Below are 24377 nucleotides of genomic sequence, written 5' to 3' on the forward strand. Positions count from 1 at the left end.
TGTTTCCCACGATGTGCAGATGGTGAAAATGACGGCTCGAATGAGCGATACCCTCGTCACAATAGGAGACGTCGAACGCACCGATCTACGGCCATGTCAGGTGCACCAAAGCGCGGTCGGTGCAGCCGACCTGCGCAACCGACCTCCTCAGCGGTGGCATATGCGCTTGCGCTGAGGCTGTTATGAACCGCGAATTGAATGAGGCGCCATCGACGCACCGTCAAATGGGGGTCCCGCCCGGTCGATCTTCCGCGTGATCCGGCACAGCCCGCGTCACAGGGCGGACCGGCCTCAGTTCTGTCTTCACACATATGCCACCGAGCGCGGTAACCTCATTCTCAAAGCTTGACCAGCGCAGCCGAAGGGAATTGGCCCATGACCGCCCTGAACGACGAAGCCGAAGTAACGCGCGGCGACCGCTTCATCAAGACCGCCGTCGCGATTCTGGGGGAAACGGGCCGCACCGATTTCACCGTGCAGGAGGTCGTCGCCCGCTCCAAGACGTCGCTGCGCGCCTTCTACCAACACTTCAGCAGCAAGGACGAACTGTTGCTGGCGCTGTTCGACAGAACCATCGCCCAGTCGGTGCACGCATGGCGCGCCGAAACCACGGGACTGGACAGCACCTCGGCACTGAAATTGCTGATCGAGCGCCTCAGCCAGCAACCGGAATCGAGCATCCAGGACAGCCTGAATCGGGCGCTGACCCTCTACAACCAGCACCTGGCCGAGACCCGCCCCCGCGACTACGCCCGGGTGCTCTCACCGTTGCACCGGCTGATTCGCGACATCGTCGGGCAGGGCATCACCGAGGGCGTCTTCAACCCCGGATTGGATGTCGGCGCGGCCGCCGCCATCGTCATGCAGACGGTGATGGGTGCGCAGCGATTGCATTGGCTGGGTTCGGAATTGAACGGCACACCCGTCGACACCGGCGCGCTCTACGACTTCTGCAGCCGCGCGCTGGGCATCCGCGAGACCGACGGGGAGTCGACGGTCCCGTCGCTGGCCGAGTTGTTCGCCCAGATCGGCATGCGCCCCGGCAGCCGCAACGGCGAATTCGCGATGACCATGCCGGTCAGCCCGCAGGTGGTCAACACGTCCGGCGCCTTACAGGGCGGCCTGATCGCGACACTGGTGGACGTCGCGGGCGGCCAATTCGGGCTGGATTATCTGGAGCCGGGCACCACGATGACGACCTCGGATCTGTTCGTCCGCTACCTGCGGCCCGCTCGGCAGGGCTCGGCGTTCGCGGTGCCCAAGGTGTTGCGATCCGGGCGACGGGCGATGGTGATGCAGGTCGACATCTTCGGCGAAGGCGCAGGCGATGGCGACGGCAACGGCGACGACGAGCTGCTCGCCACCGCCACGGTCAACTTCGCCATCATCAACGGCGTGACGCCGACGATCGCGCCGCGGGCGGACGGGTAACGCGGGTATACCTCGCTGCCCAACAGTGGTAACGTCGTTACCACGCAGTGAGAATTTAGAACTTTTTGCAAGGAGATCGCCATGCCGTCTCGCGAGCTTCCCTTCCCCGTTTTCGACGCGGACAACCACATGTACGAGCCGCAGGAAGCGCTGACCAAGTTCCTGCCGGACAAGCGCAAGCACGTCATCGACTACGTCCAGGTCCGCGGCCGCACCAAGATCGTCGTGCGCGGCCACATCAGCGACTACATCCCCAACCCGACGTTCGAAGTAGTGGCCCGTCCCGGTGCCCAGGAGGACTACTTCCGCAATGGGTCGCAGGGCAAGAGCTATCGCGAAATCCTCGGCGAGCCAATGAAAGCCATCCCGGCCTTCCGGGAACCGGGCGCGCGCCTCGAGGTCATGGACGAACTCGGCATCGACTTCGCGCTGATGTTCCCGACACTGGCCAGCCTGGTCGAGGAGCGCATGAAGGACGACCCGGAGATGACCCATGACGTCATCCACGCGCTCAACGAGTGGATGTACGAGCAGTGGTCGTTCAACTACCAGGACCGCATCTTCGCCACCCCGGTGATCACGCTGCCGATCGTGGACCGCGCGCTCGAGGAGTTGCAGTGGTGCCTGGAACGCGGCGCCCGCACCGTGCTGGTGCGGCCCGCGCCGGTGCCCGGCTACCGCGGCAGCCGGTCGTTCGGGCTCGAAGAATTCGACCCGTTCTGGCAGGCCTGCGTGCGTGCCGAGATCCCCGTTTCGATGCACGCCTCGGACAGCGGGTATTCCGAATTGCTCAACATCTGGGAGCCGGGCGACGAGTTTTTGCCGTTCAAGCCGACCGCCTTCCGCAGCCTGGCCATGGGTCATCGACCCATCGAGGATGCGTTTGGCGCCTTGATCTGCCATGGCGCGCTGACCCGCAACCCTGACCTGCGGATCCTGTCCATCGAGAACGGCGCCGATTGGGTGCCGACGCTGTTCCGGGGCCTCAAGGGCGTCTACAAGAAGATGCCGCAAGCGTTCGCCGAGGACCCGATCGAGACGTTCAAGCGGTGCGTCTACGTCAGCCCGTTCTGGGAGGACCGCTTCACCGAGATCGTCAACATGGTGGGCACCGACCGGGTGGTCTTCGGATCCGACTGGCCGCACCCTGAGGGCCTGAAGGACCCGATCACGTTCGTCGACGAGCTGGCCGACTTCAGCGACGAAGACAAGGCAAAGATCATGGGCGGCAACCTGATGAAGCTGATGAAGGTTTCCGCGCCGGCGTCGAAGAAGCCCGTCTCGGCCTGATTGACGCTCGGTGTCGGCCGGTTCGGCATCGGCGAAGACGGAGACCGCACCTTTGGTTTCGAACACGGCCAAGCGAACATCGGCGGCCGTTTGATGACCATGTTGGCGCAGGATCGCGTCCAGGTCTTCCCGAGTTAGCCTGCAGCGCTTGAGGTTTGCCCCATTTACTTTGCCGTCGCTGATCAGCACCCGCACCGGCGGGTCAACAAGTCGGCGTACCCACGGGACAAAACGCAATCGCGCCACTAGATCGTGGGCAGCGATCAACGTGAGCAGTGCTGCGGTCCCGGTGAACCACGAGGTGTCGGCGGCCGTCGCGGTGCGTCCCACGATGGCGCCGACCGCGACGGCGGTTACCCAGTCGAACGGCGTGAACTCGGCGATAGTGCGCCGCAGCATGAGCCGGAAGGCCATCGCCGCTGTGAGAAATAGCGCAAGCGCCTTGAGCGCTGCGGAAACCGCCGGCTGCCACCCATCGAAGAACTGCACCAGCAGGTCACGCATCGCAATCCCCCACTCGGTCTCAATCGCCTGCGGCCGGTGTAATCCAGTTGCGAAGGCACAATGCCGTCCGCACGGCCACGGCGGCGTGGTACCCCGCCCGTGCGCGCACAAACGGACCTTTTCGGGGTCGACGGCTATCGATTTGCGAGAGCGTTAATTTGGGCTTCCGTCAAAATGAGTTGATATAACACTCCGGTATCAAACCGTTGCGATATGCAACTAATACCATTGCTAATCTGAACATCTACGTGTGCAAAATAGGTCAACTCATTTGACCCGGTTTACGACACTGCATTGCCCGCAGGCCCGTCGAAAACTGCGAGGAGGAACGGCCAGATGGTGGCCGAAAAGGACTGGGACAGAACAGTCGGTGCCGCCGAGGATGTACGGCGCGTCTTCGAGCATGTCCCCATGCTGTTGGTCGGGCTCGAGGGGCCCGACCACCGATTTGTCGCGGTCAACGCGGCTTACCGCGTCCTAAGTCCGCCCATCGACTCGATCGGGCTACTCACGCGCGAGGTCTATCCCGAGCTGGTGAGCCAAGAAATCATCCAGATGTTCGACCGGGTGTACCAAACGGGCGAGCCGCAATCGGGAACGGAGTGGCGGGTCCAAGCCGACTTCGACGGCGCGGGGCAAGCGCAGGAACACTTCTTCGACTTCGTCGTCACGGCCCGCCGCGACGGGGACGGCACGATCGAGGGCGTGCAGCTGGCATTCACCGACGTCACAGACCGGGTGCAAACGCGGATGGCCGCCGAGGCGCGCCTCGAGGAGCTGTCGCAGAGGTACCGCAACGTCCGCGATTCCGCCACCGTCATGCAGCAGGCGTTGCTGGCGCCGTCGGTGCCCGTCATTCCCGGCGCGGACGTCACCGCGCAGTATCTCGTCGCCGCGGAGGACACCGCGGCCGGTGGCGACTGGTTCGATGCGATTCCCCTGGGGGACAGGCTGGTTCTCGTCGTCGGCGACGTCGTGGGTCATGGTGTCGAAGCGGCGGCGGTGATGTCGCAACTGCGGACCGCACTGCGGATGCAGATCGTGGCGGGATATCCGATCGCCGAGGCGCTCGAGGCCGTCGACCGGTTCCGCAAGCACGTGCCCGGGTCGAACACGGCCACGATCTGCGTCGGCGCGCTCGACTTCGGCACGGGCGAATTCCGGTACTGCACCGCCGGTCACCCGCCACCGCTGCTGGTGACGTCGGACGCGACCTCGCGCTATCTCGAGCCTTCCGGCGCCGGTCCGCTCGGCAGCGGCACCGGTTTTCCGGTCCGCACCGAGTTCCTCGACGTGGGCGACTCGATCCTGCTGTACACCGACGGCCTGATCGAGCGGCCCGGCCGGCCCTTGGGCGCCAGCACGGCCGAATTCGCCGAGCTTGCCGCGAATATCGTGGGAGGCCAGCGCGGCTTCGTCATCGAATCGTCGGTGCGACCGATCGACCGAATCTGTTCGGAGACACTGGAATTGCTGCTGCGTGCGACCGGCTACAGCGACGACGTGACACTGCTTGCGGCGCAGCGCCGCACGCCGCCCGCAGCGCTGACCATGACGCTGGACGCGACGCTGCACGCCGCCCGCACGGTACGCAATCGGCTGCGGCAGTGGCTGTCGGAGATCGGCGCCAACGCGGACGACATCTCCGATGTCGTGCACGCGATCTCGGAGTTCGTCGAGAACTCGGTCGAACACGGATACGCCACCGACGTCTCCGACGGCGTTGTCGTCGAAGGGATGCTGTCCGGCGAAGGCGATCTGCACGTCTCGGTGATCGACCGCGGACGATGGAAGGATCACCGCGAAGGCGAGACCGGCCGCGGCCGCGGCCTCGCCATGGCCGAAGCCTTGGTGTCGCAGGCGCACGTCAGTCACGGCCCCGACGGGACGACCGCCAGTGTGACGCACCACCTGTCGCGGCCGGCGGACTTCGTCACCGACTCGCTGGTCAGCCGCGCGACCGGTCGGCGGACGGTCAATTCCGAATTCGTCTCCGCGGTCACCGAACCGGGGCGCATCGTGGTCAGCGGCGACGTCGATTCCAACACCGCGTCCACCCTGGACCGTCAGATCGCGGTCGAAAGCCGTTCCGGCGTTGCACCGTTGACGATCGATCTCAGCGCGGTCACTCACCTCGGCTCGGCGGGCGTCAGCGCCCTCGCCGCCGCCCGGGAGCGGGCGCGCCGGCAGGGCAGCGAGTACGTGCTGGTGGCCCCACCGGGAAGCCCGGCGCATCACGTCTTGTCACTGGTACAGATCCCGGTGGTCAGCGGCCTGGCCGAGAACGTCGTCGCGGAAGGCTAGGACCGCTCGGATCGCTCGCCGTGCCGCACCTGGTTGAACGGCACACCGCGGTCGGCGGCATATTCGCGGGGGAAGCCCAGCACCCGTTCGCCGATGACGTTGCGGGCCATTTCCGTTGTCCCGCCGCCGATCGCGACCGTCTGCCGGGACAAGTAGCGCAGCCCCGCCTCAAGACCGGCGCCCTGCTCCCCCACCACGCCGGCGCTTCCCGCAATCTCCAGCGCCGTGTCGACGTCCGTGGTCACGGTCTCGGAGTGAAACAGTCTGATGAGCGTTCCGGCCGCCGGCGGCAGGACGCCGTCTCTGACACTGCGCGACACGTGGCCGATCAACTGCTCGGCCACGGCCCGGTGCACCAGGACCCGGCCGGCCTTCTCCTGCACACGTGGGTCGCCGCCCTGCCCGGTCTTCTCCGCGAGGCTCACGTAGTCGACCGGGATCGCGTTGCCTCCCTCGCTGCCGCTGCCGCTGGCGAACTCCGAGCCCTGCCCGACGGCCCGGCGTTCGTGGTACAGCTGTCGCGAGGCGACCGCCCAGCCGCCGTTGACCTCCCCCACGACCGCGTCGTCTGAAACGTCGACCCCGTCGAGGAACTCCTCGCAGAATTCGGTGGAACCGCTCAACATAGTGATGTGCCGCAACGTGATTCCCGGGTGGGCGATGGGCACCAGGAACATGGTCAGGCCCTCGTGTTTGGGCACATCCCAATTCGTGCGGGCCAGGCACAGGCCGTAATCGGCGGCGAACGCGCTCGTGCTCCAGGTCTTGGCGCCGTTGATGATCCAACGGTCGCCCTGCCGTTCGGCCCGGGTGAGCACGCCGGCCAGGTCCGATCCGCCGCTGGGTTCGCTCAACAGTTGCACCAGCACCTCTTCGCCGCGCAGCGCCGCGGCGATGTGCTGCTTCTTCTGGTCTTCGCTGCCGGTGTCGAGCAGCGTGGCACAGCAGATGGTGAACGTCGGGGTGTTGAGGATCAACGGCATTTCATAGTCGAGGGTTTCGGCGTCGAATGCCTTCTGGTATTCGTAGTCCAGCCCCAGGCCGCCATACTCGCGGGGAAAGCAGATGCCGGCGAATCCGCCGTCGTACAAGCGTTTTTGCAGTTCTCGGGCCCGCAGCCACGCCCGTTCATCGTCGCGTGGGGCCGGTGGTGGGGAGTCGCGGTCGATGGCCGGCATGTTCTCGGCCAGCCATGCCCTGGCCCGGGCGGCGAATTCTGCGACAGATTCGGTGTGCGTCATCGGTCCGAACGCCCCGCCTTTTCGAACTCGTACACCCGCAGGTTGTGTTCCTCGGGTGTGCCAAACATGCCGCGGTACAACGCAACCCGCCGAAGATACAGGTGCAGGTCATGCTCCCAGGTGACGCCGATTCCGCCGTGCATCTGCACGCAGGCCTGGACGATCTGCCCGGCCATCTCCCCCACATAGGACTTGGCGATGCTGGCCGACAAACCCGCTTGCGGCGCGCGGGCGGCCACGTCGTCGACCGCCGCCCACGTGGTGGCCCGGCAGGCCTCCAGCCACAGCTTCATGTCGGCGAACTTGTGCTTGAGGGCCTGATACGACGCCAGGGGGCGACCGAATGTGTGCCGGTCCAGCGCCCATTGGGCGGTGAAGTCAAACACCGTTTGCAGGACGCCGACCACCTCGGCGCACTGCAACACCTGGGCGATCTGGCTTTCCCGATCGATGAGCGGGGCGGTCTCGTCGGCGGTGCCGACCGCCGCGGACCGTGGTACGACGACACCGTCGAAGCGCACCTGGGCGTAGTGCTTGACCAGATCTACCGACTGCTGGGCCTCGACACCGACGCCCGGCGCGTCCGTCGGGACCAGAAACTGGCGAATCTCACCGGCATTCGGGCCGCAGCGGGCCACCACCAGCAGCGCCGCGCTCTGGGCGCCCGCCTCGACGCGGTCCTTGATGCCGTCAATGCGGTAACCGGCGTCGGTCTCGGTGGCCGTCACCGAGGGATCCAGCGGTGCCCAGCCCCGGCCGGGCTCATAAACCGCCCACGAAGCCACCGATTCACCCGCTATCAGCGAGTCGATGGTGTCGGTGTGCGCGTCGGAATTCGTGCACTCCGCGAGCGCCGACAGCACGGTGCTGACCGGATACAGCGGCCCGGGAGCCACCGTCTTTCCGAGTTGCTCGGCGACCATCGCCAGATCGGCAAAGCCGCTCTCCGATACGCTTCCGCCGCCCAGCTCCTCCGGGACGAGCAGCGCCGTCCAGCCGAGCTCGGCGGCGCGTCGCCACCACGCGGGGTCAAACGACGTGCCCTCGGCATGGAGCTCCCGTACCCGGCGCAGCGGCACTTCCTTTTCCAGAAAGGCTTGGGTGGTCGAGGCGAAAAGGATCTTTTCGGGAGAGTCGATGGTGGTCATGGTGCCGAGGGGATCCTTCTTGACATTCGATCGCTGCGGGTGCAACGGAAATGGTTTGGCTCTTTGATCATCCGCCCGATCGGTCCTCGGTTGGCTGGCGTTTCTGATGTTAGCAACGGGCGATACGGTAAGAGATACCGGAGTTCAGTCGGTAACAACGGTGACGAAGAATCCGCGGGTTAGCCTGACGAACCGTTCCTACATAGCGAACACACGGCGCACCGCCTGAGCGTGCAGCGCCCGGTTCTCCTGGGAAACAATCCAATCCGGCACCATCGAGTCGAAGCCATTGAAGGTCGCTGCGATCACATGCAATTCGGTATGGACGTAGGCATGCAGCAGCCGATTGGCGTAGTCGATGGCCTCGTCTCGGCACGGATCGATCTCGGAGCAGCTGACGAACGTGGGTGGCAGGCCCTCGAGGTTCGCCCGGTGCGCGGGGACGTGTTGCCCACTGGCGCTGGCGTGGCCGAGGTAGTGGTTCCACGCCCGGCTCACGGCCGGACCGTTGAGGCCCGGGGTGCGCTGGAACTCCCGGCGCGAGGGCGTCGCGTCGGAGTCGAGCATCGGCTGGTGCAGGATCTGCATCAGGATGGGTGGACCTTCCTGATCGAACATTCGCTGGGTCAGACCGGCGACCAGCGCCGCGCCGGCGTCGCGGCCCATGACCGCGATGCGGCTCGCGTCGGCGTCCAGTTCCGCGCTGTTGTCGACCGCGTAACGGAAGGCCGCTTCGACGTCGTCCAGCGCCGCCGGGCACGGATTCTCGGGCGCCAGGCGGTAGTCGACGGAAACCACCAGACAGTCGCCCTCGCGGGCCAACTCCACGCAGTGCGCATGGTCTGTCTCCAGGTTCCCGGTGACGAACCCGCCGCCGTGGGCGTACACCACCAGAGGCGTGGCGGATTCGGTGCGGCCGCGGTACAAGCGAAGCCCCAGCTGGCCGCCCGGCCCGGCGATGGATCGGGAGTCGATGGAGACGCCGCTGGTGTCGGCCGCCGCGGCGCGCTGGGCGGCCAGCAGGTTGGCGTGCTCCCGCTCGGCGTCCAGCGTCTCGGCGCGGAATTCGAAGGCGCCTAACTCAACGGCGGCATCGCGCAGCACCGGGTCGATGCGGGTGAGGCCGTGTGGCCGGGCCAGGTTCGTTTGTGTCATACCTATTCATTTTCTCCGGCTCGTCATGCACGCTAAACCACCTTCAAGGTAGACCTGCGCATTTAACCGGCGGCAGACGAGGTAGGTATCGACGCGCGACGAATCCCGGCGGACGCGGCGCAGGAGAGCGACCGCATCGAATGCGGTGCGGAATGCCCTTACGGGTGGCAGCCATCGCGCGGGCCGTTGGGCTTCGTTGCTATTTATACTATGATAGCTAAATTCCGCTCGGCACAAACCCGCCGTGGACTCGCGGGCGGTCGACAATCGGTCCGCGCGAACGGCCTTACTCGGTTGTTTCCAGGAGGAAGCGCTGATGACGCTCAGCACTGACCAGAACGGTCTGCCCGTGGTCCCCCCGCTCGACTTCACCGGCGAAACCAGTCCCTATCCGTTCTTCGAGTACATGCGGCACACGGACCCGGTCTGGCATGGCTCGCTGGGCGATCCCGGGCAGCTGCCCGAGGAATTGCGGCCCGACGACGAATGGGTCCTGTTCGACTACGACGGTGTCTCCCAGGCGTTCCGCGACGACCGGGTCTTCACGTCGGCCGCCTACGACAAGACCATCGGACTGGTGATGGGACACACCATTTTGGCGATGGGCGGCAGGGAACATCACGATCATCGCAACCTGGTGGCCAAAGCCTTCCGCGCCACCGCGCTGGCGCGGTGGGAGCCGTCGGTCATCGGGCCGGTGTGCGATCAGCTCGTCGAAGAAATCAAGAACGACGGCCAGGCCGACCTGGTGAAGGCGGTGACATTCGAGTTCCCGACGCGGATCATCTCCACGCTGCTCGGTCTGCCCGCCGAAGACCTCGACCTGTTTAGGCGGCTGTCGCTCGACCTGATCTCGATCCCGACCGACATCGAGGCGGGGTTGAACGCCGCCACCGAGCTCTACGTCTACTTCCTCAAGCAGGTCGAGCAACGCAGGCGCAAGCTCACCGATGACATCATCGGCGACCTGGTCGCCGCGGAGATCGACGGCGAGAAGCTTACCGACGAGGCCATCATCGCCTTTCTGCGACTACTCCTTCCCGCCGGGCTGGAAACCACGTACCGTTCGTCGGGCAATCTGCTGTACCTGCTGTTGACCCACCCCGAACAACTCGCGATGGTGCGCCGGGACCGGTCCTTACTACCGATGGCGATCGAGGAGGGCCTACGCTTCGAAACGCCACTGACCACGGTCATGCGGACCACGACCGAGGAGGTCGAAATCGGCGGTAAGACAATCCCGGCCGACGCCCAGATCGACATGTGTATGGGTTCGGCCAATCGCGACGAGAGCCGCTGGACCGACGCCAACACGTTCGACATCCGCCGCCCGCGCCAAGCCCACATCGCGTTCGCGGGCGGCATTCACATGTGCCTGGGCATGCACCTGGCACGGTTGGAAACGCGAGTCATGTTGAACAGCCTGTTCGACCGCGTCGACGATTTGGCGTTCGTTCCCGACGACGGAACCGGCGTGGAATCCAAGATCGTCGGGCTCACCTTCCGGTCGCCCAACAAGCTTCCGGTCACTTTCGCCCCCGCCGCATGAGAAGCCGCGCAGCGATCCTGCACGACGTGGGCGGGCCGTGGTCGGTCGAGGAATTCGAACTGGATCCGCCCAAGGCCGGTGAGGTCCTGGTGCAGATGGCCGCCGCCGGTTTGTGCCACTCCGACGACCACATCCTCAAAGGAGACATGTCGGCGCCCAATGAGGTGATGCGATCCCTCGGTCTGCCGACCATGTTCCCGACGATCGGCGGCCACGAGGGCGCCGGCATCGTGCGCGAGGTCGGGCCCGGCGTCACCGACTTGGCGCCGGGTGACCACGTGGTGATGTCCTTCGTCGCCGTGTGCGGCCAATGCCGTTGGTGTGCCAGCGGAATCGAGTACCTCTGTGACCAGGGCATCGGCACCATGGTGCCCGGGATGCCGACCGACGGCACGTTCCGCCACCACACCGCCGACGGCCGGAAGTTGGGTCATATCTCCAAGATCGGCGCTTTCGCCGAACACACGGTGGTGTCGACGAATTCACTGGTGAAGATCGAGCAGCACCTGCCGCTGACGTCGAGCGCGCTGCTGTCCTGCGCCATCCCGACCGGGTACGGTTCGGTCGCCAATCGGGCCAACATGCGTGCCGGCGACACCCTCGTGGTGATCGGTGTCGGCGGGATCGGCACGGGTGCCATCCAGGGCGCCCGGATCAACGGCGCCGCACAGATCGTGGCCGTCGATCCCGTTGACTTCAAACAGAAATCGGCGCTGCAATTCGGTGCCACGCACAGCGTGGCGACCACCGCCGAGGCGCTGGACCTGGTGCGTGGCCTGACGTACGGAGTGATGGCCGACGCCGTCGTGGTCTCGCCGTCGCTGATCACCGCCGACGACGTCCGCGATGCGGTTCGGCTCACCCGCAAGGGGGGCACCTGCGTGCTCACCGGCATGACGTCGCAATTGACCCGGTCGGTCAAGCTTGACTTACAGGACTTCATCTTGACCAATAAGACGTTGGCCGGCACCATCTTTGGCTCATGTAACCCGAAGGCGGACATCGCCAGGCTGGCGAAGCTGTACGAGACCGGTCAGTTGCAGCTCGACGAGATGATCACCAAGCGTTATCGCCTCGACGAGGTCAACGACGCCTATGACGATCTGCTCAACGGCAAGATCGTCCGCGGCATCATCGATTTCGGGATCGGCTGACCTCAGCTCGAGGGCGCGGCGCCCTGAACGACCTTGGCCATGGTGCGCTCCCACAAATCACGCGCGAGAACGGGGTCGTCGGCCGCACGATTGGCTTTCGCGACTTTGCCTTTCACGTAGTACTCGCCGGCGGTCCAGTCGACGCCGGGCGAGCTGGTCGCCAGCCAGACCAGCTGATCGGCGCCCCTGTCCGCGGTCGCGATGATCCGGCTGACCGGCGTGCGCTGCATGGTCGTCAGAAAGCGCGAGCCGGACGAGTGACCGATGTTGGTGTTGACAAAGCCGGGGTGAACCACCGCAACCGAGAGCCCATCGGGGCCGTAGCGCCGATGTAATTCCCTGGTGAACAAGATGTTTGCCAACTTCGCCAGCGCATAGGCGGTGCTGGGCCGGCGCCGGTCGGTCGTGTCGAAATCGGCCAGCTTGACGTTGCGCAGCAGGCGCTGCGACGAGCTGGACGTATTGACGATCGTGGCATGCGAGCCGAGGAGCACGTCCAGCAATAGCGTGGTGAGCAAGAACGGCGCGAGGTAGTTGACCTGGAGCGTGATCTCGTGGCCGTCGGCCGTTCGATGCGGCTTCGAGAACACTCCCCCGGCGTTGTTGCCCAAGACGTCGATGCGCGGGCAGGCGGACCGGATTTCGTCTGCCAGCGTCCGAACTTGGGACAGGTCGGAGTAGTCGGCCAGGAGGTAGCGCGCGCCCAACTCCCCGGCCATAGCCGCGGTCTTGCTTTCCGACCGGCCCACCAAAACGACATTGTCCCCGCCACGGCTGATCCGGCGGGCCGCCGCCGCGCCGATGCCGTCGCTGGCGCCCGTGATGACGATCGTCTTTGACGTCACGGCAGAAGTGTATCGATCCCCACCGCATCGTCAGCGCCGGTGGCCCGAAGCGATCAGGTCAGCGAGTAACGGACCGGCAAATGCTTGAGTCCGCCCACGAACGTCGTGGCGACCAGCTCCGGGTCACCGGTCAGTTCAATGGATTTCAGGCGTGGCAGCAGCTCGGAGAAGAAGCTGCTGACCTCCATGCGGGCCAGCGCCGCGCCCATGCAGAAGTGCACGCCATACCCGAACGCCAGATGCTTGTTGGGGTCGCGACCGACGTCGAAGCGGAAGGGCTCGTCGAAGACTTCCTCGTCGCGGTTGGCCGATACGTAGGACAGCAGCACGGATTCGCCTGCGGCGATGGGCACTCCGCGCACGACGGTGTCGCTGGCGGCGGTGCGCATGAACTCCTTGACCGGGGTGACCCAGCGGATCATCTCATCGGTGGCCAGCGGCATCAGGTCGAGGTTGTCGCGCAGGCGTTGCAGCTGGTCGGGGTTCTCGATGAGCGCCTGCAGGCCCCCGGAGATGGTGGCGCTGGTGGTGTCGTGGCCCGCGGTGGCAACGATGAGGTAGTAGGACACGGTGTCGATGTCCGACAGCGGTTCGCCGTCGACGCGGGCGTTGGCGATCGCCGAGGCGAGGTCCTCGGTCGGGTGTTCACGGCGCGACGCCGTCACACCGTTGAAGTACTGGAACATGTCGAACAACGCCGGCAGCTGATCCTCGTTGGAACTACCGCGCTTGAACTCGGAATCGTCGCTGCCGAACAGCTCCTGGGTCAGCTTGAGCATGCGGGGAAAGTCGGCCTCGGGCAGGCCCAGCAGCGACATGATCACGTAGAGCGGGTAATTGACGGCGACTTCCTGGACGAAGTCGCATTCGGGCCCGGCGGCCATCATCTTGTCGACGTAGATCTTGGCCAGTTCGTCGACGCGAACCTTGAGGGCCCGCATCGCCTTTGGGCGAAGCCAGTCGGAGCCGATCGCGCGCACGACCCGGTGCTGGGGGTCATCCATGTGGATCAGGGTGCGCACGCCGGCGGCGGCCTGCATCTCGTCGCCTTCCGCGGTCGTCAGCACCGGGCGCGGCCAGTTGGTGAAGAGCATGTTTTCGCGCTCGATGTCCATGATGTCGGCATGCTTGGTGATCGCCCAGAAGGGCCGGTAGTTCGGGACCTCCACCCAGGACACCGGGGCGTTGGCGCGCAGGTGGGTCAGCGCCGCGTGCAGCCCTTGCTCGTCGGTGTACGCCAACGGGTCCGCCAGCAGGTTGGCGGCCCCGTCCATCGTGGTTGTGCTCACTGGTGAAACTCCTCGATTCGGGGTGTCCCCGCGGGCGAAAGACGGACCTTGAGGCGCGGGGCATCAGGCATGCGGGTAACTTTACAGTAAGCAATCCAGTATGTGACCCTGCAAGCCAGTGGGAATCAGAAGCGCGGGTGCGGCGGGTCGCCACCATAGGACTGGTCGCGCGACCAATCCCCCATGAGGTAGGACATAGGCATGCCGAAAGCCCAGGACTGGGGAGAAACGCTCGACGATCTCGAGCGGCGCCGTCAGCACGCGTTCGAAATGGGCGGGCCGGAGCGGCTCGACAAGCACCGCGGCAAGGGCAAGCTGGATGCCCGCGCGCGGATCGAGTATCTCCTCGACCCCGGCACGTTCCGCGAGCTCGGCACGCTGGTCGGTGGGGAGACCGCCGCCGACGGGCTGGTCGTCGGCTCCGGTTCGATCAACGGCTCACCGGTGATGCTGGGCGCCGAGGACTTCACCACCCTGGCCGGCAGCATCGGACCCGGCGGCAATTCCAAGCGGTACCGCATCGCCGAACTGGCGCTGCGCGACAAGATTCCGTTGGTCATGCTGCTCGAAGGTGCGGGCTTCCGCCCGACCGGCGGGCACTACGGGCGCACGCCGACCGACCTGCTCGCGCAGGCCCAATGCTCGGGGCGCGTCCCGACCGTCGCCGCCGTCCTGGGCCCCTCGGCCGGACACGGCGCCCTGGTCGCCCCGGTCTGCGACTTTCGGATCATGAGCCGACAGGGCGCGATCTTCACCGCCGGGCCGCCCGTCGTCAAAGAGTCCACCGGAGAAGAGATTTCGAAGGAGGACCTGGGCGGCCCGGACGTCGCATTGCCCAGCGGCGTCATCCACAACGTCGCCGAGGACGACGAAGCGGTGCTCGACGACGTCCGCCGCTACCTGTCCTACTTCCCGCCGAGCGCATGGTCATACCCGTCGCCGCAATCCGCCTCCGAAGCCGGGGCAGCCGGCGAGCCGCGGCCGACGCCGGAGCTGCTCGACATCGTCTCCCGCGACAACCGCCGGGTGTACGACATGCGCGCCGTGCTCGACGTGGTCTTCGACAACCCCGACTGGTTCGAGGTTCAGCCCCAGTTCGGCAAGGCGATCGTCTGCGCGCTCGCCCACCTCGGCGGCCACCCGGTCGCGGTGGTGGCCAACCAGCCTCAGGTGCTCGCGGGATCCATCGACGCCGACGCCGCGGACAAGGCGGCCCACTTCATCATGGTGGCCGACTCCTTCCACCTGCCGATCGTGTTCCTCGCCGACAATCCCGGCATGCTGCCCGGCAGCCGATCCGAGCGCACCGGCGTGCTGCGCGCCGGCGCGCGGATGTTCGCCGCGCAGACGGCGGCCACCACGTTGAAGCTGCACCTCACGCTGCGTAAGGCGTACGGGTTTGGCTCGATGGTCATGTCGCTGTTGGGTTTTGATCATCAGGTCGCGACCTTCGCCTACCCCGGCGCGACGATGGGCGCCATGAGCGCGGCGGCGCTGAGCCGCGCCTCACACGCCGGCGAAGACCTCTCGGCGAAGCTGCGCAACGCCGAGCTGGAGGCGTCGTATCGGTCGGCCGAGCACATGGGGTTCGACGAACTGATCGATCCCCGCGAGACACGCGACGCCCTGCTCGCTGCGCTGAAGCGCGGCCTGAACAGCAGGCAGGCCGCCGCCGAGCCGGTTACCCGGACCGTGATTCTTCCGTAGGACCGCCGCGAGAGTGCATCTACCGACTGCGCCTCTCGGGAAACGCGTCGCCAGTTGCACTTTCGCGGTCAAGACCGATAGGCCGCGACGATCGGCTCGAGCTCGTCGGGTGTCGCGCCGTGCATGATGACCGCGTCGGCCCCGTAGTCGAACTCCTTGCGGATGCGATCCACGCACTGCTCGGCCGACCCGGTCGCGGAGGGCTCGAGCCATTCGTCAGGGATCAGCGTGGCAATGTGCTCGATCTGCTCGGGCGTGCCCTTGTGGTCGATCCCGCCCGCGATCGATGTGACGACCGGGTCTTCGCGGAACCGTTGCAGCACAGCGGGATCCCAGTCATTGGTTTGGACAAGCAGGTCGCCGTAGCCCTGCAGATAGGTGGCCAGCCGCGCGACGGTCTTCTTGAGTCGCAACTCTTCGGGCAGGTGGTCGCCGACGGTCGCGAAGCACGACCACACCCGCACGCTGTCGGGGTCGCGGCCCGCCTTCTCCGCGGCCGACTTCACGGTTTCGACGCTGCGCTGCAAGGTTTCCGGAGTGAAGTAGGTATGCAGGATGACGTCGTCGAACGCGCGGCCGCCGAGCGCGAGCGTGTTGGGGCCGAACGCCACCAGGGCTAACCGAATGTCCTCGTTGAAGTCCGGATCGAGAAACAGGATGGGGTACTTGCCCATCGGGCCGTCGTGGTTGAAGATCAGCTCGCCGTGCCAGAGCCGGCGCATGACCTGGGCCCAGTCCTCCATTTGCGCCGTCGTCACCGCCGGTATGCCGAAGGCCCCGTAGATCGCGGCGATGCCCCGGCCGACGCCCAGGGTGAATCGGCCGCCCGAGAGGCGATGCATGGTGGTCGCCCACGAGCCGGTGATGAGCGGGTGGCGGGTGTTGTGATTGGTTGCGGCGGTGGCGATCTGCATGCGCGCGGTCACCGCGCACGCCGCCCCGACCAGCGACGACGCCTCTTTGACATTCCACCGCTCGGAGATGAATGCGGTGCCGAAGCCGAGTTCCTCGCCGCGGCGGGCCTCGTCCATCAACGTCGCCGGGCCCTCGCCCCCGGCGCCGGCCAGCAGATAGAAGCCCAATTCATCAAGCGTACGGTCACTCAATTCCAAACTCCTTGCTGATAGCCGCTGTTCCACACCTCGGTGATCCTGCCGTCGACGACGCGGAACACTTCGATGCTGGCGATATTGGTCTCGGTGCCGTCCTTGGTCCTGATCGTCGAGTTGTAGACGATCGCCACGTGTTCGCCGTCGTCGCCCTCGATGACGACATTGAGGTCGAAGTGCAACGATTCGGCCGCCTGCCACATGTCCACCACCCGCTGGACCGCTTCGGCGCGGGTCAGCGTGCGCGACGTGCCGACCTCGTGCCGAATCACGGTGTCGCCCAACAACTCCTCGGCCAGCTCGACGTTGCGTTCGTTCCACACGACGAGGTTGTAGAGTTCGACCACCGTCCGCGCCGTCCACGTGGGCGCCATCAGCCGGGCACCGCGTCACGCAGGAATCGGTCGGTGATGCGCTGCACGCGCCGGGAGAAGATGTGCCCGACGTGGCTGCCGTCGTACCAGTACAGCTGGCCGGCCCAATGTTCCTGCAATGACGTCGTGGGCTCGCGCATCGCCATCCGGTCGTGCCACGCCCCGACGATGAGCCGGCGTTCCGGCGGCGGCGACGGCGTGACCGCCAAGGGGTCGATCACCGACGTCAACTGGGTGACCACGGGAGATTCCAGCAACTCGCGAAACCCCTGGCGCGATGGCCCCCAACGCTGCAGGTGCCGCGCGATCATCGCGTTGAGTCCCAGGATGGGCGTGTACAGGGCCACCGCATCGATCTGTTCCAGGTGCGACACGAGCGCCGCCACCGGGCTTCCCATCGAAATCCCGGCCACCACAACGGCAGTGGCCTGCGCCTGCGCCCAGCGGACCACGGTGCGCACCTCCGAGACGACGCGCATCATTCCCGCGACGTTGCCGAGCGGATCCATGTCCGGGTACGCCGGCCATTGCCCGCGCCGGCAGCCGTGCCCGGGCTGCACCGGCATCGCGATGTTGAACCCGAGCTTGCGGTGTATCCGGCCGATCCCGGACATCAGCAGGTCCTCGGTGCCGCCCTGCCCGGCGCCGTGCACCCATACCAGCCACGGCCGGGGCCCATCGCGGTGTCGGCACACATGCACCACCGCCCGCGCCGGGCCGCCCAAGCCGTCGGCCCGAAGCGTCGGCGGCAAGGCCGGATCGTGTTCGAAGCTCAGCCGCTCGTACGCCAGGCCGCCGATGCGGCGCCGGCGTATCGAGGTCGCCCGCAACGGTTTCGGCTCACCATGCGCGCGGTCGATGCCGAGCGCAGAGAGCTCCTCGGCGGCCGCGGTGCACGCATCCAGCGGGCGCATCGCCGCGGGGCTGCCGCCCAACAGCGAAAATCCGCTCAGCACAAGCTCGTCGAGCATGACTTCACCGAACTGGCGCGCACCGCGTGGCGACAGCGGGGACCAACCGGTGGACTCCTGCAGGCCGGCCACCGTACGCGGCACCAGCATTCCGAGTTCCCGGGCCACATCTTTAGCCAGGCTCAGCCCGGTCAATGCCTTCGCCATGTCGCTCACCTTCAACAGCTACGCCAGTTTGAACCCGGTGTATCCGCCCGCCGCGATTTCGTCGCAGCGGCGCCGGTACTCGGGGATCCCGCCGGTATAGCCCATATACATCCGTTTCTTACCCGGCACGTTGCCACCGTTGTACCAGGAGTTGCACGACGGATGGACCAGAACCGTCGGCGCGACGAGCGCCGTGGCGTGGTCGATCCACTCCTGTTGAGCGGTGCTGCGCGCCTCGATCGTCCGGATGTCGTTGGCGCGCAGATACGCCAGGCAATCGCCGATCCACTCCACGTGCTGTTCGAGGGCGGCGACGAAATTGGTCGCGGCGCTCGGACTGCCCGGGCCCTGAACCGTGAAGAGGTTCGGGAACCCGGCGACCGCCAGACCCAGATACGACAGCGGTCCTTCGGTGGACCAGAATTCGCCGAGCGACATACCGCCGCGGCCACGGACGTCGATCCGGCTGAGCGCGCCGGTCATGGCATCGAACCCGGTGGCGTAGACGAGGACGTCGAGTTCGTGCAATCGGTCCTCGGTGCGGATGCCCGCGGCCGTGATTTCGCGGATCGGCGACTTCCGCAGGTCGACCAGGGTGACGTTGTCCCGGTTGAACGTTTCGTAGTAGCCCTGGTCGATGATCGGGCGCTTACAGGCGAAGGGATGCACGGGCACCAGGGATGCGGCGGTGTCGGGGTCCTTGACGATGCGGGCCACCGCCTCGCCGTATAACTTGGCGGCCATCCGGTTGGCGTCGATGTCGAAGAAGATGTCGCCCCAGTTCAGTGCGCCCATGACGCCGTTCTCCTCGATGGCGCGCAGTTGTTCTTCGCGCGTCGCCGACTTCAGCGGCGGCCTGCCGAGCATTTCGAGCAGGACCGAGAAGGCGCTCAGCCGGGCCGCGCCGATCGGGTGGGCGCGCTGGGCCGCGCGGATTTCGCCGTAGCGGGCCTTCATGTCGTCGAGCTCGCCCGGGGAGAACCGATGCACCCGCCAGGGCAAGGTGTACGCGGGTGAGCGCTGAAACACCGACAGGTGCAGGGCTTCTCGGGCAACTACAGGAATGAGCTGCACGCCGGTCGAGCCGGTGCCGATGACGCCGACCCGCTTGCCGGTGAGGTCGACGCCCCCGTCGGGCCAGCGGCTGGTGAACAGCGATAGCCCGGCGAACGTGCCCATCCCGGGGATGTCGGGTTCCAGCGGCACCGACAGGATGCCGGAGGCGGCGACGACGAACGGAACCCGGAACGTCTCGCCGGCTTCGGTGCGCACCGACCACGTCGCGGCTTCTTCGTCGAACGTCATCGCAACGACCTTGGTGCCGAATTGGATGTCGCGGCGAAGGTCGAGCCGGTCGGCCACGAAGTTCAGGTAGGCCTCGATCTCGGGCTGGGCCGGCATCGACTCGGTCCATACCCACTCCTGCTGAATCTCCTCGGAGAAGCTGTAGGAGTATTCGATGCTCTCGATGTCGCAGCGGGCTCCGGGATAACGGTTGAAAAGCCAGGTGCCGCCCACGTTTTCGGCCATCTCCACCACACGGGTGCGTAGCCCGAGTTGCCGCAGCCGGTACAGCATGTACAGCCCGGAGAATCCGGCGCCGATGACGAGGACGTCGAAAGGGGACTGACCGTCAGTCATTGTCACCTCCGGTCATCCTCAAGATGGTTCGGGTGAGGTGCAAGGTCTTGATCTGCCAGCAACCGTCCCGTTTCTCGTAGGTCTCGTGGTAGTGCCCGGCCCCGTACAACTCGCGGCCATCACCGAAGATCAGCAAGTCCTCCATCGCCCAGATTCCGGTCGCAGTGGTGGCGGAGGTGAGCGTGATCTCGGGGGTGTGGCAATGGTGTTTGGTCGCTACGCCCTGCAGACCGCCCATCACCATCGGCGCGAAGTTCTCCAGCCCCTCGATCGGTGGCGCGGTCTGGGGGTCGGCACCCGCGGTGGACACCGCCATGTCCAGGGTGACCACGACGTCGGTGGTGAACACGGCGCGCCAGGATTCGAGGTCTTTGGTGTCCAGGAAACGGCAGTAGCGCGCCTTCAGTTGCCGGATGGCTTCCAGCTCGTCAGCCGCTGTCGTCATGTCACTCCTTGCCGCTCGCGGGCCGGACTGCTGAAATCTATACTGTAATGGATTTAGTATCAACGACCACGAGAGGCGCTCGGCGTGAAAGTCCCATTCACCTGGAAGGTCACCGGCTGGTTCATGGTCGGCTGGTCGCCAGAGTTTCCCACCGGCGAGGTCCGGCCGCTGCACTATTTCGGCGAGGATCTGGTCGCCTACCGTGACGAGTCCGGTGAGCTGCACGTCCTGGAAGCACACTGCAAGCATCTCGGCGCCCACATCGGCCACGGCGGCAAGGTCGTCGGCGACTGCGTGGAGTGCCCGTTCCACGGCTGGCGCTGGGGTCCGGACGGATGCAACAAGTACATCCCCTACCAGCCGGACCGCCCGAACCGTGGGCTACGACTGAAGGTGTATCCCGTCCAGGAGCAATACGATTGCGTGTTCATCTGGCACCACCCCGACGGCAAGGAACCGCAGTGGGAGATGCCGGATATCTTCCGCAAGTTCCCGCAATTCGAGACCGATCCCGCGCAGTACTACCGGGCGTATCCGGAGTTTTCCCGGCGCGCGGAGCGCGAGCCGGTGCACCCGCAGATCGTGGCCGAAAACGCCCCCGACAGCGCCCATTTCGAGTACGTCCACCACGCCACCGTGACGCCCCGGGTGCTGGACTGGAAAATCGTCGACCACGAGTGGCAGTTCATTGCGGGCTGGCCCAACGCGCGCAGCGACGACGCGCAAGACCTCGCGCTGCGGTTCCACAGCCACCTGTTCGGGCTCGGCGGGGCGATCAGCGTCTTCGAGGGCGTGCAGAACCATCGGTTGATCTTCACCTGCACACCCGTCGACGACGAATGCTCGGACCTGTTCTATTCGATCTGGTGGCCGCGAATCCCCGGCGACACCGCACCCGTCCCCGAAGGCAAATTGCGGGAGCTCATCGAGAACCAGTTTTTGTCCACGGTGTTCGACGACCTGCAGATCTGGCGCTACCAGAAGTATGTGGAGAACCCCGCTCTGTCGAAGACCGACGCGAAAGGCTATATGGCGCTGAGGAAGTGGGCGACGCAGTTCTACGACGTCGCGCCGGTGGGCGCCCCCGCATGACGGACCGGCTGGCCGCGCTGACCACGCCCGCGCACACCGCGATCGTCACCCAGGAGTGCCAGGGCGCGGTGATGGGTCCCGACGCCGGACTGGCGATGCTCGCCGAGGAGGCCCGCCGCGAGGCGCTGCCCAACATCGCGCGGCTGCTGCCCGTGGCGCGGGCGGCCGGCGTGCGGGTCGTGCACTGCCTGGTGCAGCGGCGGCCCGACGGGCTCGGCTCCAACCACAACGCGAAGATCTTCGCGATGGGCGGCGGCAACCAGGTGGACATCACGCCCGGCACGCCGGGCGCGGAGCTATTGCCCGAATTGGGGCCGCAGCCTTCGGATTTGGTGTTGCGTCGCTGGCACGGCGTCGGCCCGATGGGCGGCACCGACCTGGACGCGGTGCTGCGCAATCTCGGGGTGTCGACCATCGTCGTGGTGGGGGTTTCGCTGAACATCGCGATCCCCAACCTCGTCATGGACGCCGTCAACGCCGCCTACCGGGTCGTCGTGCCCCGCGACGCCGTCGCCGGTATTCCCGCCGACTATGGTGCAGCGATGATCGCCAACACGCTGTCGCTGCTGGCCACCATCACCAGCACCGACGATCTGCTCCGGGTCTGGGATGAGGGAACGCGATGACCGACACCGCGCCGGACGTCCGCGGCGGCTTCCCCGACGTCAAACCCGTCGAGGACGCCCCCGCCGAACTGGGCCCGTTTGTCGCCGCGCTCCGGCGTCTGCAGGACCTGACCGTGTCCACCAAGCCGGACCCCGCGCTGTGGGCCGCCGCGACCGCGCACCTGGACAACGCCTGCGCGCTGCTGGACGGTCACCAGGTCCCGGAGATCGAGGCGGTGGCGGGCCGGGTGCTGAGCCTGCCCGGGCTGGCCCATCCCCTGCTGCCGCCCTGGATGGTGACCGAGTCCGGCCCCGGCGGCGTGCAGATGACCGGGCATTTCACTACCGCGCACATCGGCGGGAACAGGGCCGTGCACGGCGGCATGATCCCGCTGTTCTACGACTGGGTGTTCGGCATGGTCGTGTCCACCGCGGACATCCGGCCGACGCGCACGGCGTACCTGCACGTCGACTACCGGAATATCACCCCGATTGACCGGCCGCTGACCGCCCAGGGCCGCATCACCAAAGCCGAGGGCAGGAAAGTTTTCATTGACGCTACTATGACAGACGCCGGCGGCACGTTGCTCAGCGAAGCCAACGGCCTGATGGTTCGCCTGCTACCCCACCAGCCGTGAGACGGCCCCGGTTTGGCGAGCAGACGCAGAATCGCACTGCGCGAGCCTCGCGCATGCGATTCTGCGTCTGCTCGGCGGAAAGGAAATAGTGGACACCACAACAACATTCACGGTGCCGGCGGTCGCGCAGGCCGTCGCGGCCGCCCTCCCCGCCCGCGAGCTCATCATCCAGGGGGACCGTCGCTACACCTACGCGCAGGTGATCGACCGCTCGAATCGGCTCGCGGCCTACCTACACTCCCAAGGACTGGGCTGCCACACCGAGCGCTCCGCGCTGGCCGGCCACGAGGTGGGCCAAGACCTGCTCGGCCTCTACGCCTACAACGGGAACGAATTCGTCGAGGCGCTGCTGGGCAGCTTCCAGGCGCGGGTCGCCCCGTTCAACGTCAACTTCCGCTACGTGAAGAGCGAGCTGCAATATCTGCTCGCGGATTCCGGGGCGACCGCGCTGCTCTACCACGCCGCGTTCGCCCCGCGAGTGGCCGAGATCCTCCCGAATCTGCCGCAGCTGCGCGTGCTGATCCAGATCGCCGACGACTCGGGCAACGACTTGCTCGACGGCGCAATCGATTACGAGGCCGCCCTGGCGTCGGTGGACCCGGAACCGCCAGCGGTGCAGCATTCGGCCGACGACCTGTACGTCCTGTACACGGGGGGCACGACGGGGATGCCGAAGGGCGTGCTGTGGCGCCAGCACGACATCTTCATGACGTCCTTCGGCGGCCGGAACCTGATGACCGGCGAGCCCTCGGCGTCCGTCGACGAAATCGTGGAGCGCGCCGCCGCGGGCCCGGGCACCAAGCTGATGATTCTGCCCCCGCTGATCCATGGCGCGGCGCAGTGGAGCGTGATGACGGCGATCACCACGGGCCAGTCCGTCGTCTTTCCCACCGTCGTCGATCATCTGGACGCCGACGACGTGGTGCGCACCATCGAGCGGGAGAAAGTCATGGTGGTCACGGTGGTCGGTGACGCGATGGCGCGCCCGCTGGTCGCCGCCATCGAGAAGGGGATCGCCGACGTGTCGTCGCTGGCGGTGGTCGCCAACGGCGGCGCCCTGCTGACCCCGTACGTCAAGCAACGGTTGATCGAAGTGCTGCCGAACGCCGTTGTCATCGACGGCGTCGGGTCGTCGGAGACGGGCGCGCAGATGCATCACATGTCGAGCTCGGGGGCGGTGGCGACCGGCACGTTCAACGCCGGGCCGGACACGTTCGTCGCGGCCGAGGATCTGACGGCCATCCTGGAACCCGGGCACGACGGGATGGGCTGGCTGGCGCAGCGGGGCTATGTTCCGCTCGGTTACAAGGGCGATGCGGCCAAGACGGCCAAGACTTTTCCGGTGATCGACGGCGTTCGCTACGCCGTCCCCGGCGACCGCGCGCGCCACGGCGCCGGCGGCTCCATCGAATTGCTGGGCCGGGATTCGGTGACCATCAACTCCGGCGGCGAGAAGATCTTCGTCGAGGAGGTCGAAACGGCCATCGCGTCGCATCCCGCGGTGGCCGACGTGGTGGTCGCCGGGCGGCCGAGCGAGCGATGGGGCCAGGAGGTTGTCGCCGTGGTGGCGCTCGCCGCGGGCGCCGGCGCCGAGGCCGCGGAGCTGGTGGCCCACGCGGCGCAGTCGCTGGCGCGCTACAAGCTGCCCAAGGCGATCGTGTTCCGACCGGTCATCGAGCGCAGCCCGTCGGGCAAGGCCGACTATCGGTGGGCGCGCGATCAGGCGGTGAACGGCTGA

The 24377-nt window shown here is 66.4% G+C and carries 20 protein-coding genes and 1 pseudogene; 10 read left to right on the plus strand and 11 right to left on the minus strand.

The window, feature by feature from the left end:
- The first annotated feature begins 375 nt into the window (after positions 1-375).
- Entirely contained in the window at positions 376-1431 is a 1056-nt protein-coding gene (locus ACZ50Z_RS12745) for a hotdog fold thioesterase (protein ID WP_464483874.1), read from the plus strand.
- An 81-nt stretch (positions 1432-1512) separates the two neighbouring features.
- Positions 1513-2721, plus strand: a complete 1209-nt coding sequence (locus ACZ50Z_RS12750) for an amidohydrolase family protein (protein ID WP_464483875.1) — start codon at positions 1513-1515, stop codon at positions 2719-2721.
- A 30-nt stretch (positions 2722-2751) separates the two neighbouring features.
- Here the strand turns inward: ACZ50Z_RS12750 and ACZ50Z_RS12755 are convergent.
- A pseudogene (locus ACZ50Z_RS12755) lies at positions 2752-3225 on the minus strand (DUF421 domain-containing protein); the annotation flags it as partial.
- A gap of 336 nt (positions 3226-3561) precedes the next feature.
- Between ACZ50Z_RS12755 and ACZ50Z_RS12760 the strand changes: the two are divergent.
- The gene (locus ACZ50Z_RS12760; protein ID WP_464483876.1) at positions 3562-5529 is read left to right on the plus strand and encodes a SpoIIE family protein phosphatase; all 1968 of its coding nucleotides are present in this window, start codon (positions 3562-3564) and stop codon (positions 5527-5529) included.
- Here the strand turns inward: ACZ50Z_RS12760 and ACZ50Z_RS12765 are convergent.
- The 3 genes from ACZ50Z_RS12765 to ACZ50Z_RS12775 all read right to left on the minus strand — a co-directional run bounded on the left by ACZ50Z_RS12765 (position 5526) and on the right by ACZ50Z_RS12775 (position 9073).
- Positions 5526-6770: an acyl-CoA dehydrogenase family protein gene (locus ACZ50Z_RS12765; RefSeq protein WP_464483877.1), complete on the minus strand. Its 1245-nt coding sequence runs from the start codon at positions 6768-6770 to the stop codon at positions 5526-5528. The genes ACZ50Z_RS12760 and ACZ50Z_RS12765 overlap by 4 nt on opposite strands.
- Positions 6767-7918: an acyl-CoA dehydrogenase family protein gene (locus ACZ50Z_RS12770; RefSeq protein ID WP_464483878.1), complete on the minus strand. Its 1152-nt coding sequence runs from the start codon at positions 7916-7918 to the stop codon at positions 6767-6769. The genes ACZ50Z_RS12765 and ACZ50Z_RS12770 overlap by 4 nt, the downstream gene beginning before the upstream one ends.
- 198 nt (positions 7919-8116) lie before the next feature.
- Positions 8117-9073: an alpha/beta hydrolase gene (locus ACZ50Z_RS12775; protein ID WP_464483879.1), complete on the minus strand. Its 957-nt coding sequence runs from the start codon at positions 9071-9073 to the stop codon at positions 8117-8119.
- Positions 9074-9389: 316 nt separating this feature from the next.
- On the opposite strand from ACZ50Z_RS12775, the gene ACZ50Z_RS12780 reads away from it, so the two are divergent.
- Both ACZ50Z_RS12780 and ACZ50Z_RS12785 read left to right on the plus strand, forming a co-directional pair.
- Positions 9390-10622 (plus strand): cytochrome P450, encoded by a 1233-nt coding sequence (locus ACZ50Z_RS12780; RefSeq protein ID WP_464483880.1) that lies wholly within the window; start codon positions 9390-9392, stop codon positions 10620-10622.
- On the plus strand, positions 10619-11776 hold the full coding sequence (locus ACZ50Z_RS12785; protein ID WP_464483881.1) for a Zn-dependent alcohol dehydrogenase: 1158 nt from the start codon (positions 10619-10621) through the stop codon (positions 11774-11776). Before ACZ50Z_RS12780 ends, ACZ50Z_RS12785 begins: the two co-directional genes overlap by 4 nt.
- A 2-nt stretch (positions 11777-11778) precedes the next feature.
- Here ACZ50Z_RS12785 and ACZ50Z_RS12790 read toward each other — a convergent pair whose 3' ends face one another.
- Together ACZ50Z_RS12790 and ACZ50Z_RS12795 are read right to left on the minus strand one after the other, a co-directional pair.
- Positions 11779-12621: an SDR family NAD(P)-dependent oxidoreductase gene (locus ACZ50Z_RS12790; RefSeq protein WP_464483882.1), complete on the minus strand. Its 843-nt coding sequence runs from the start codon at positions 12619-12621 to the stop codon at positions 11779-11781.
- 53 nt (positions 12622-12674) lie between these two features.
- Entirely contained in the window at positions 12675-13895 is a 1221-nt protein-coding gene (locus ACZ50Z_RS12795; protein ID WP_464486215.1) for a cytochrome P450, read from the minus strand.
- A 216-nt stretch (positions 13896-14111) separates the two neighbouring features.
- On the opposite strand from ACZ50Z_RS12795, the gene ACZ50Z_RS12800 reads away from it, so the two are divergent.
- Positions 14112-15617: an acyl-CoA carboxylase subunit beta gene (locus tag ACZ50Z_RS12800; protein ID WP_464483883.1), complete on the plus strand. Its 1506-nt coding sequence runs from the start codon at positions 14112-14114 to the stop codon at positions 15615-15617.
- 68 nt (positions 15618-15685) lie between these two features.
- Here the strand turns inward: ACZ50Z_RS12800 and ACZ50Z_RS12805 are convergent, their stop codons facing one another.
- The 5 genes from ACZ50Z_RS12805 to ACZ50Z_RS12825 are packed head-to-tail and all read right to left on the minus strand — an operon-like array spanning position 15686 to position 20304.
- Positions 15686-16723: a TIGR03857 family LLM class F420-dependent oxidoreductase gene (locus ACZ50Z_RS12805; protein WP_464483884.1), complete on the minus strand. Its 1038-nt coding sequence runs from the start codon at positions 16721-16723 to the stop codon at positions 15686-15688.
- Positions 16720-17100: a nuclear transport factor 2 family protein gene (locus tag ACZ50Z_RS12810; RefSeq protein WP_464483885.1), complete on the minus strand. Its 381-nt coding sequence runs from the start codon at positions 17098-17100 to the stop codon at positions 16720-16722. Before ACZ50Z_RS12810 ends, ACZ50Z_RS12805 begins: the two co-directional genes overlap by 4 nt.
- Entirely contained in the window at positions 17100-18218 is a 1119-nt protein-coding gene (locus ACZ50Z_RS12815; protein WP_464483886.1) for an alpha/beta fold hydrolase, read from the minus strand. Before ACZ50Z_RS12815 ends, ACZ50Z_RS12810 begins: the two co-directional genes overlap by 1 nt.
- A gap of 18 nt (positions 18219-18236) precedes the next feature.
- On the minus strand, positions 18237-19859 hold the full coding sequence (locus tag ACZ50Z_RS12820) for a flavin-containing monooxygenase (protein WP_464483887.1): 1623 nt from the start codon (positions 19857-19859) through the stop codon (positions 18237-18239).
- Positions 19852-20304 carry a nuclear transport factor 2 family protein gene (locus ACZ50Z_RS12825; protein ID WP_464483888.1) on the minus strand — a complete coding sequence of 151 codons (453 nt, stop codon included), beginning with the start codon at positions 20302-20304 and terminating at the stop codon, positions 19852-19854. Before ACZ50Z_RS12825 ends, ACZ50Z_RS12820 begins: the two co-directional genes overlap by 8 nt.
- 84 nt (positions 20305-20388) lie before the next feature.
- On the opposite strand from ACZ50Z_RS12825, the gene ACZ50Z_RS12830 reads away from it, so the two are divergent.
- The 4 genes from ACZ50Z_RS12830 to ACZ50Z_RS12845 all read left to right on the plus strand — a co-directional run bounded on the left by ACZ50Z_RS12830 (position 20389) and on the right by ACZ50Z_RS12845 (position 24377).
- Entirely contained in the window at positions 20389-21396 is a 1008-nt protein-coding gene (locus ACZ50Z_RS12830) for a Rieske 2Fe-2S domain-containing protein (RefSeq protein ID WP_464483889.1), read from the plus strand.
- A complete protein-coding gene (locus ACZ50Z_RS12835) occupies positions 21393-22022 on the plus strand; it encodes a cysteine hydrolase family protein (RefSeq protein ID WP_464483890.1) in 630 nt (209 codons plus the stop codon). Before ACZ50Z_RS12830 ends, ACZ50Z_RS12835 begins: the two co-directional genes overlap by 4 nt.
- Entirely contained in the window at positions 22019-22639 is a 621-nt protein-coding gene (locus tag ACZ50Z_RS12840) for a PaaI family thioesterase (protein ID WP_464483891.1), read from the plus strand. Before ACZ50Z_RS12835 ends, ACZ50Z_RS12840 begins: the two co-directional genes overlap by 4 nt.
- Before the next feature lie 85 nt (positions 22640-22724).
- Positions 22725-24377, plus strand: a complete 1653-nt coding sequence (locus ACZ50Z_RS12845) for an acyl-CoA synthetase (RefSeq protein WP_464486216.1) — start codon at positions 22725-22727, stop codon at positions 24375-24377.

The sequence above is a fragment of the Mycobacterium sp. NTMscope_MAC_269 genome (genome assembly GCF_976985695.1).

What these genes read in the sequence shown, in the direction of transcription:
- ACZ50Z_RS12745 (WP_464483874.1), top strand. Translation starts at nt 376, where the DNA reads ATGACCGCCCTGAACGACGAAGCCGAAGTAACGCGCGGCGACCGCTTC.
- ACZ50Z_RS12750 (WP_464483875.1), top strand. Translation starts at nt 1,513, where the DNA reads ATGCCGTCTCGCGAGCTTCCCTTCCCCGTTTTCGACGCGGACAACCAC.
- ACZ50Z_RS12760 (WP_464483876.1), top strand. Translation starts at nt 3,562, where the DNA reads ATGGTGGCCGAAAAGGACTGGGACAGAACAGTCGGTGCCGCCGAGGAT.
- ACZ50Z_RS12765 (WP_464483877.1), bottom strand. Translation starts at nt 6,770, where the DNA reads ATGACGCACACCGAATCTGTCGCAGAATTCGCCGCCCGGGCCAGGGCA.
- ACZ50Z_RS12770 (WP_464483878.1), bottom strand. Translation starts at nt 7,918, where the DNA reads ATGACCACCATCGACTCTCCCGAAAAGATCCTTTTCGCCTCGACCACC.
- ACZ50Z_RS12775 (WP_464483879.1), bottom strand. Translation starts at nt 9,073, where the DNA reads ATGACACAAACGAACCTGGCCCGGCCACACGGCCTCACCCGCATCGAC.
- ACZ50Z_RS12780 (WP_464483880.1), top strand. Translation starts at nt 9,390, where the DNA reads ATGACGCTCAGCACTGACCAGAACGGTCTGCCCGTGGTCCCCCCGCTC.
- ACZ50Z_RS12785 (WP_464483881.1), top strand. Translation starts at nt 10,619, where the DNA reads ATGAGAAGCCGCGCAGCGATCCTGCACGACGTGGGCGGGCCGTGGTCG.
- ACZ50Z_RS12795 (WP_464486215.1), bottom strand. Translation starts at nt 13,895, where the DNA reads ATGGACGGGGCCGCCAACCTGCTGGCGGACCCGTTGGCGTACACCGAC.
- ACZ50Z_RS12800 (WP_464483883.1), top strand. Translation starts at nt 14,112, where the DNA reads ATGCCGAAAGCCCAGGACTGGGGAGAAACGCTCGACGATCTCGAGCGG.
- ACZ50Z_RS12810 (WP_464483885.1), bottom strand. Translation starts at nt 17,100, where the DNA reads ATGGCGCCCACGTGGACGGCGCGGACGGTGGTCGAACTCTACAACCTC.
- ACZ50Z_RS12815 (WP_464483886.1), bottom strand. Translation starts at nt 18,218, where the DNA reads ATGGCGAAGGCATTGACCGGGCTGAGCCTGGCTAAAGATGTGGCCCGG.
- ACZ50Z_RS12820 (WP_464483887.1), bottom strand. Translation starts at nt 19,859, where the DNA reads ATGACTGACGGTCAGTCCCCTTTCGACGTCCTCGTCATCGGCGCCGGA.
- ACZ50Z_RS12825 (WP_464483888.1), bottom strand. Translation starts at nt 20,304, where the DNA reads ATGACGACAGCGGCTGACGAGCTGGAAGCCATCCGGCAACTGAAGGCG.
- ACZ50Z_RS12835 (WP_464483890.1), top strand. Translation starts at nt 21,393, where the DNA reads ATGACGGACCGGCTGGCCGCGCTGACCACGCCCGCGCACACCGCGATC.
- ACZ50Z_RS12840 (WP_464483891.1), top strand. Translation starts at nt 22,019, where the DNA reads ATGACCGACACCGCGCCGGACGTCCGCGGCGGCTTCCCCGACGTCAAA.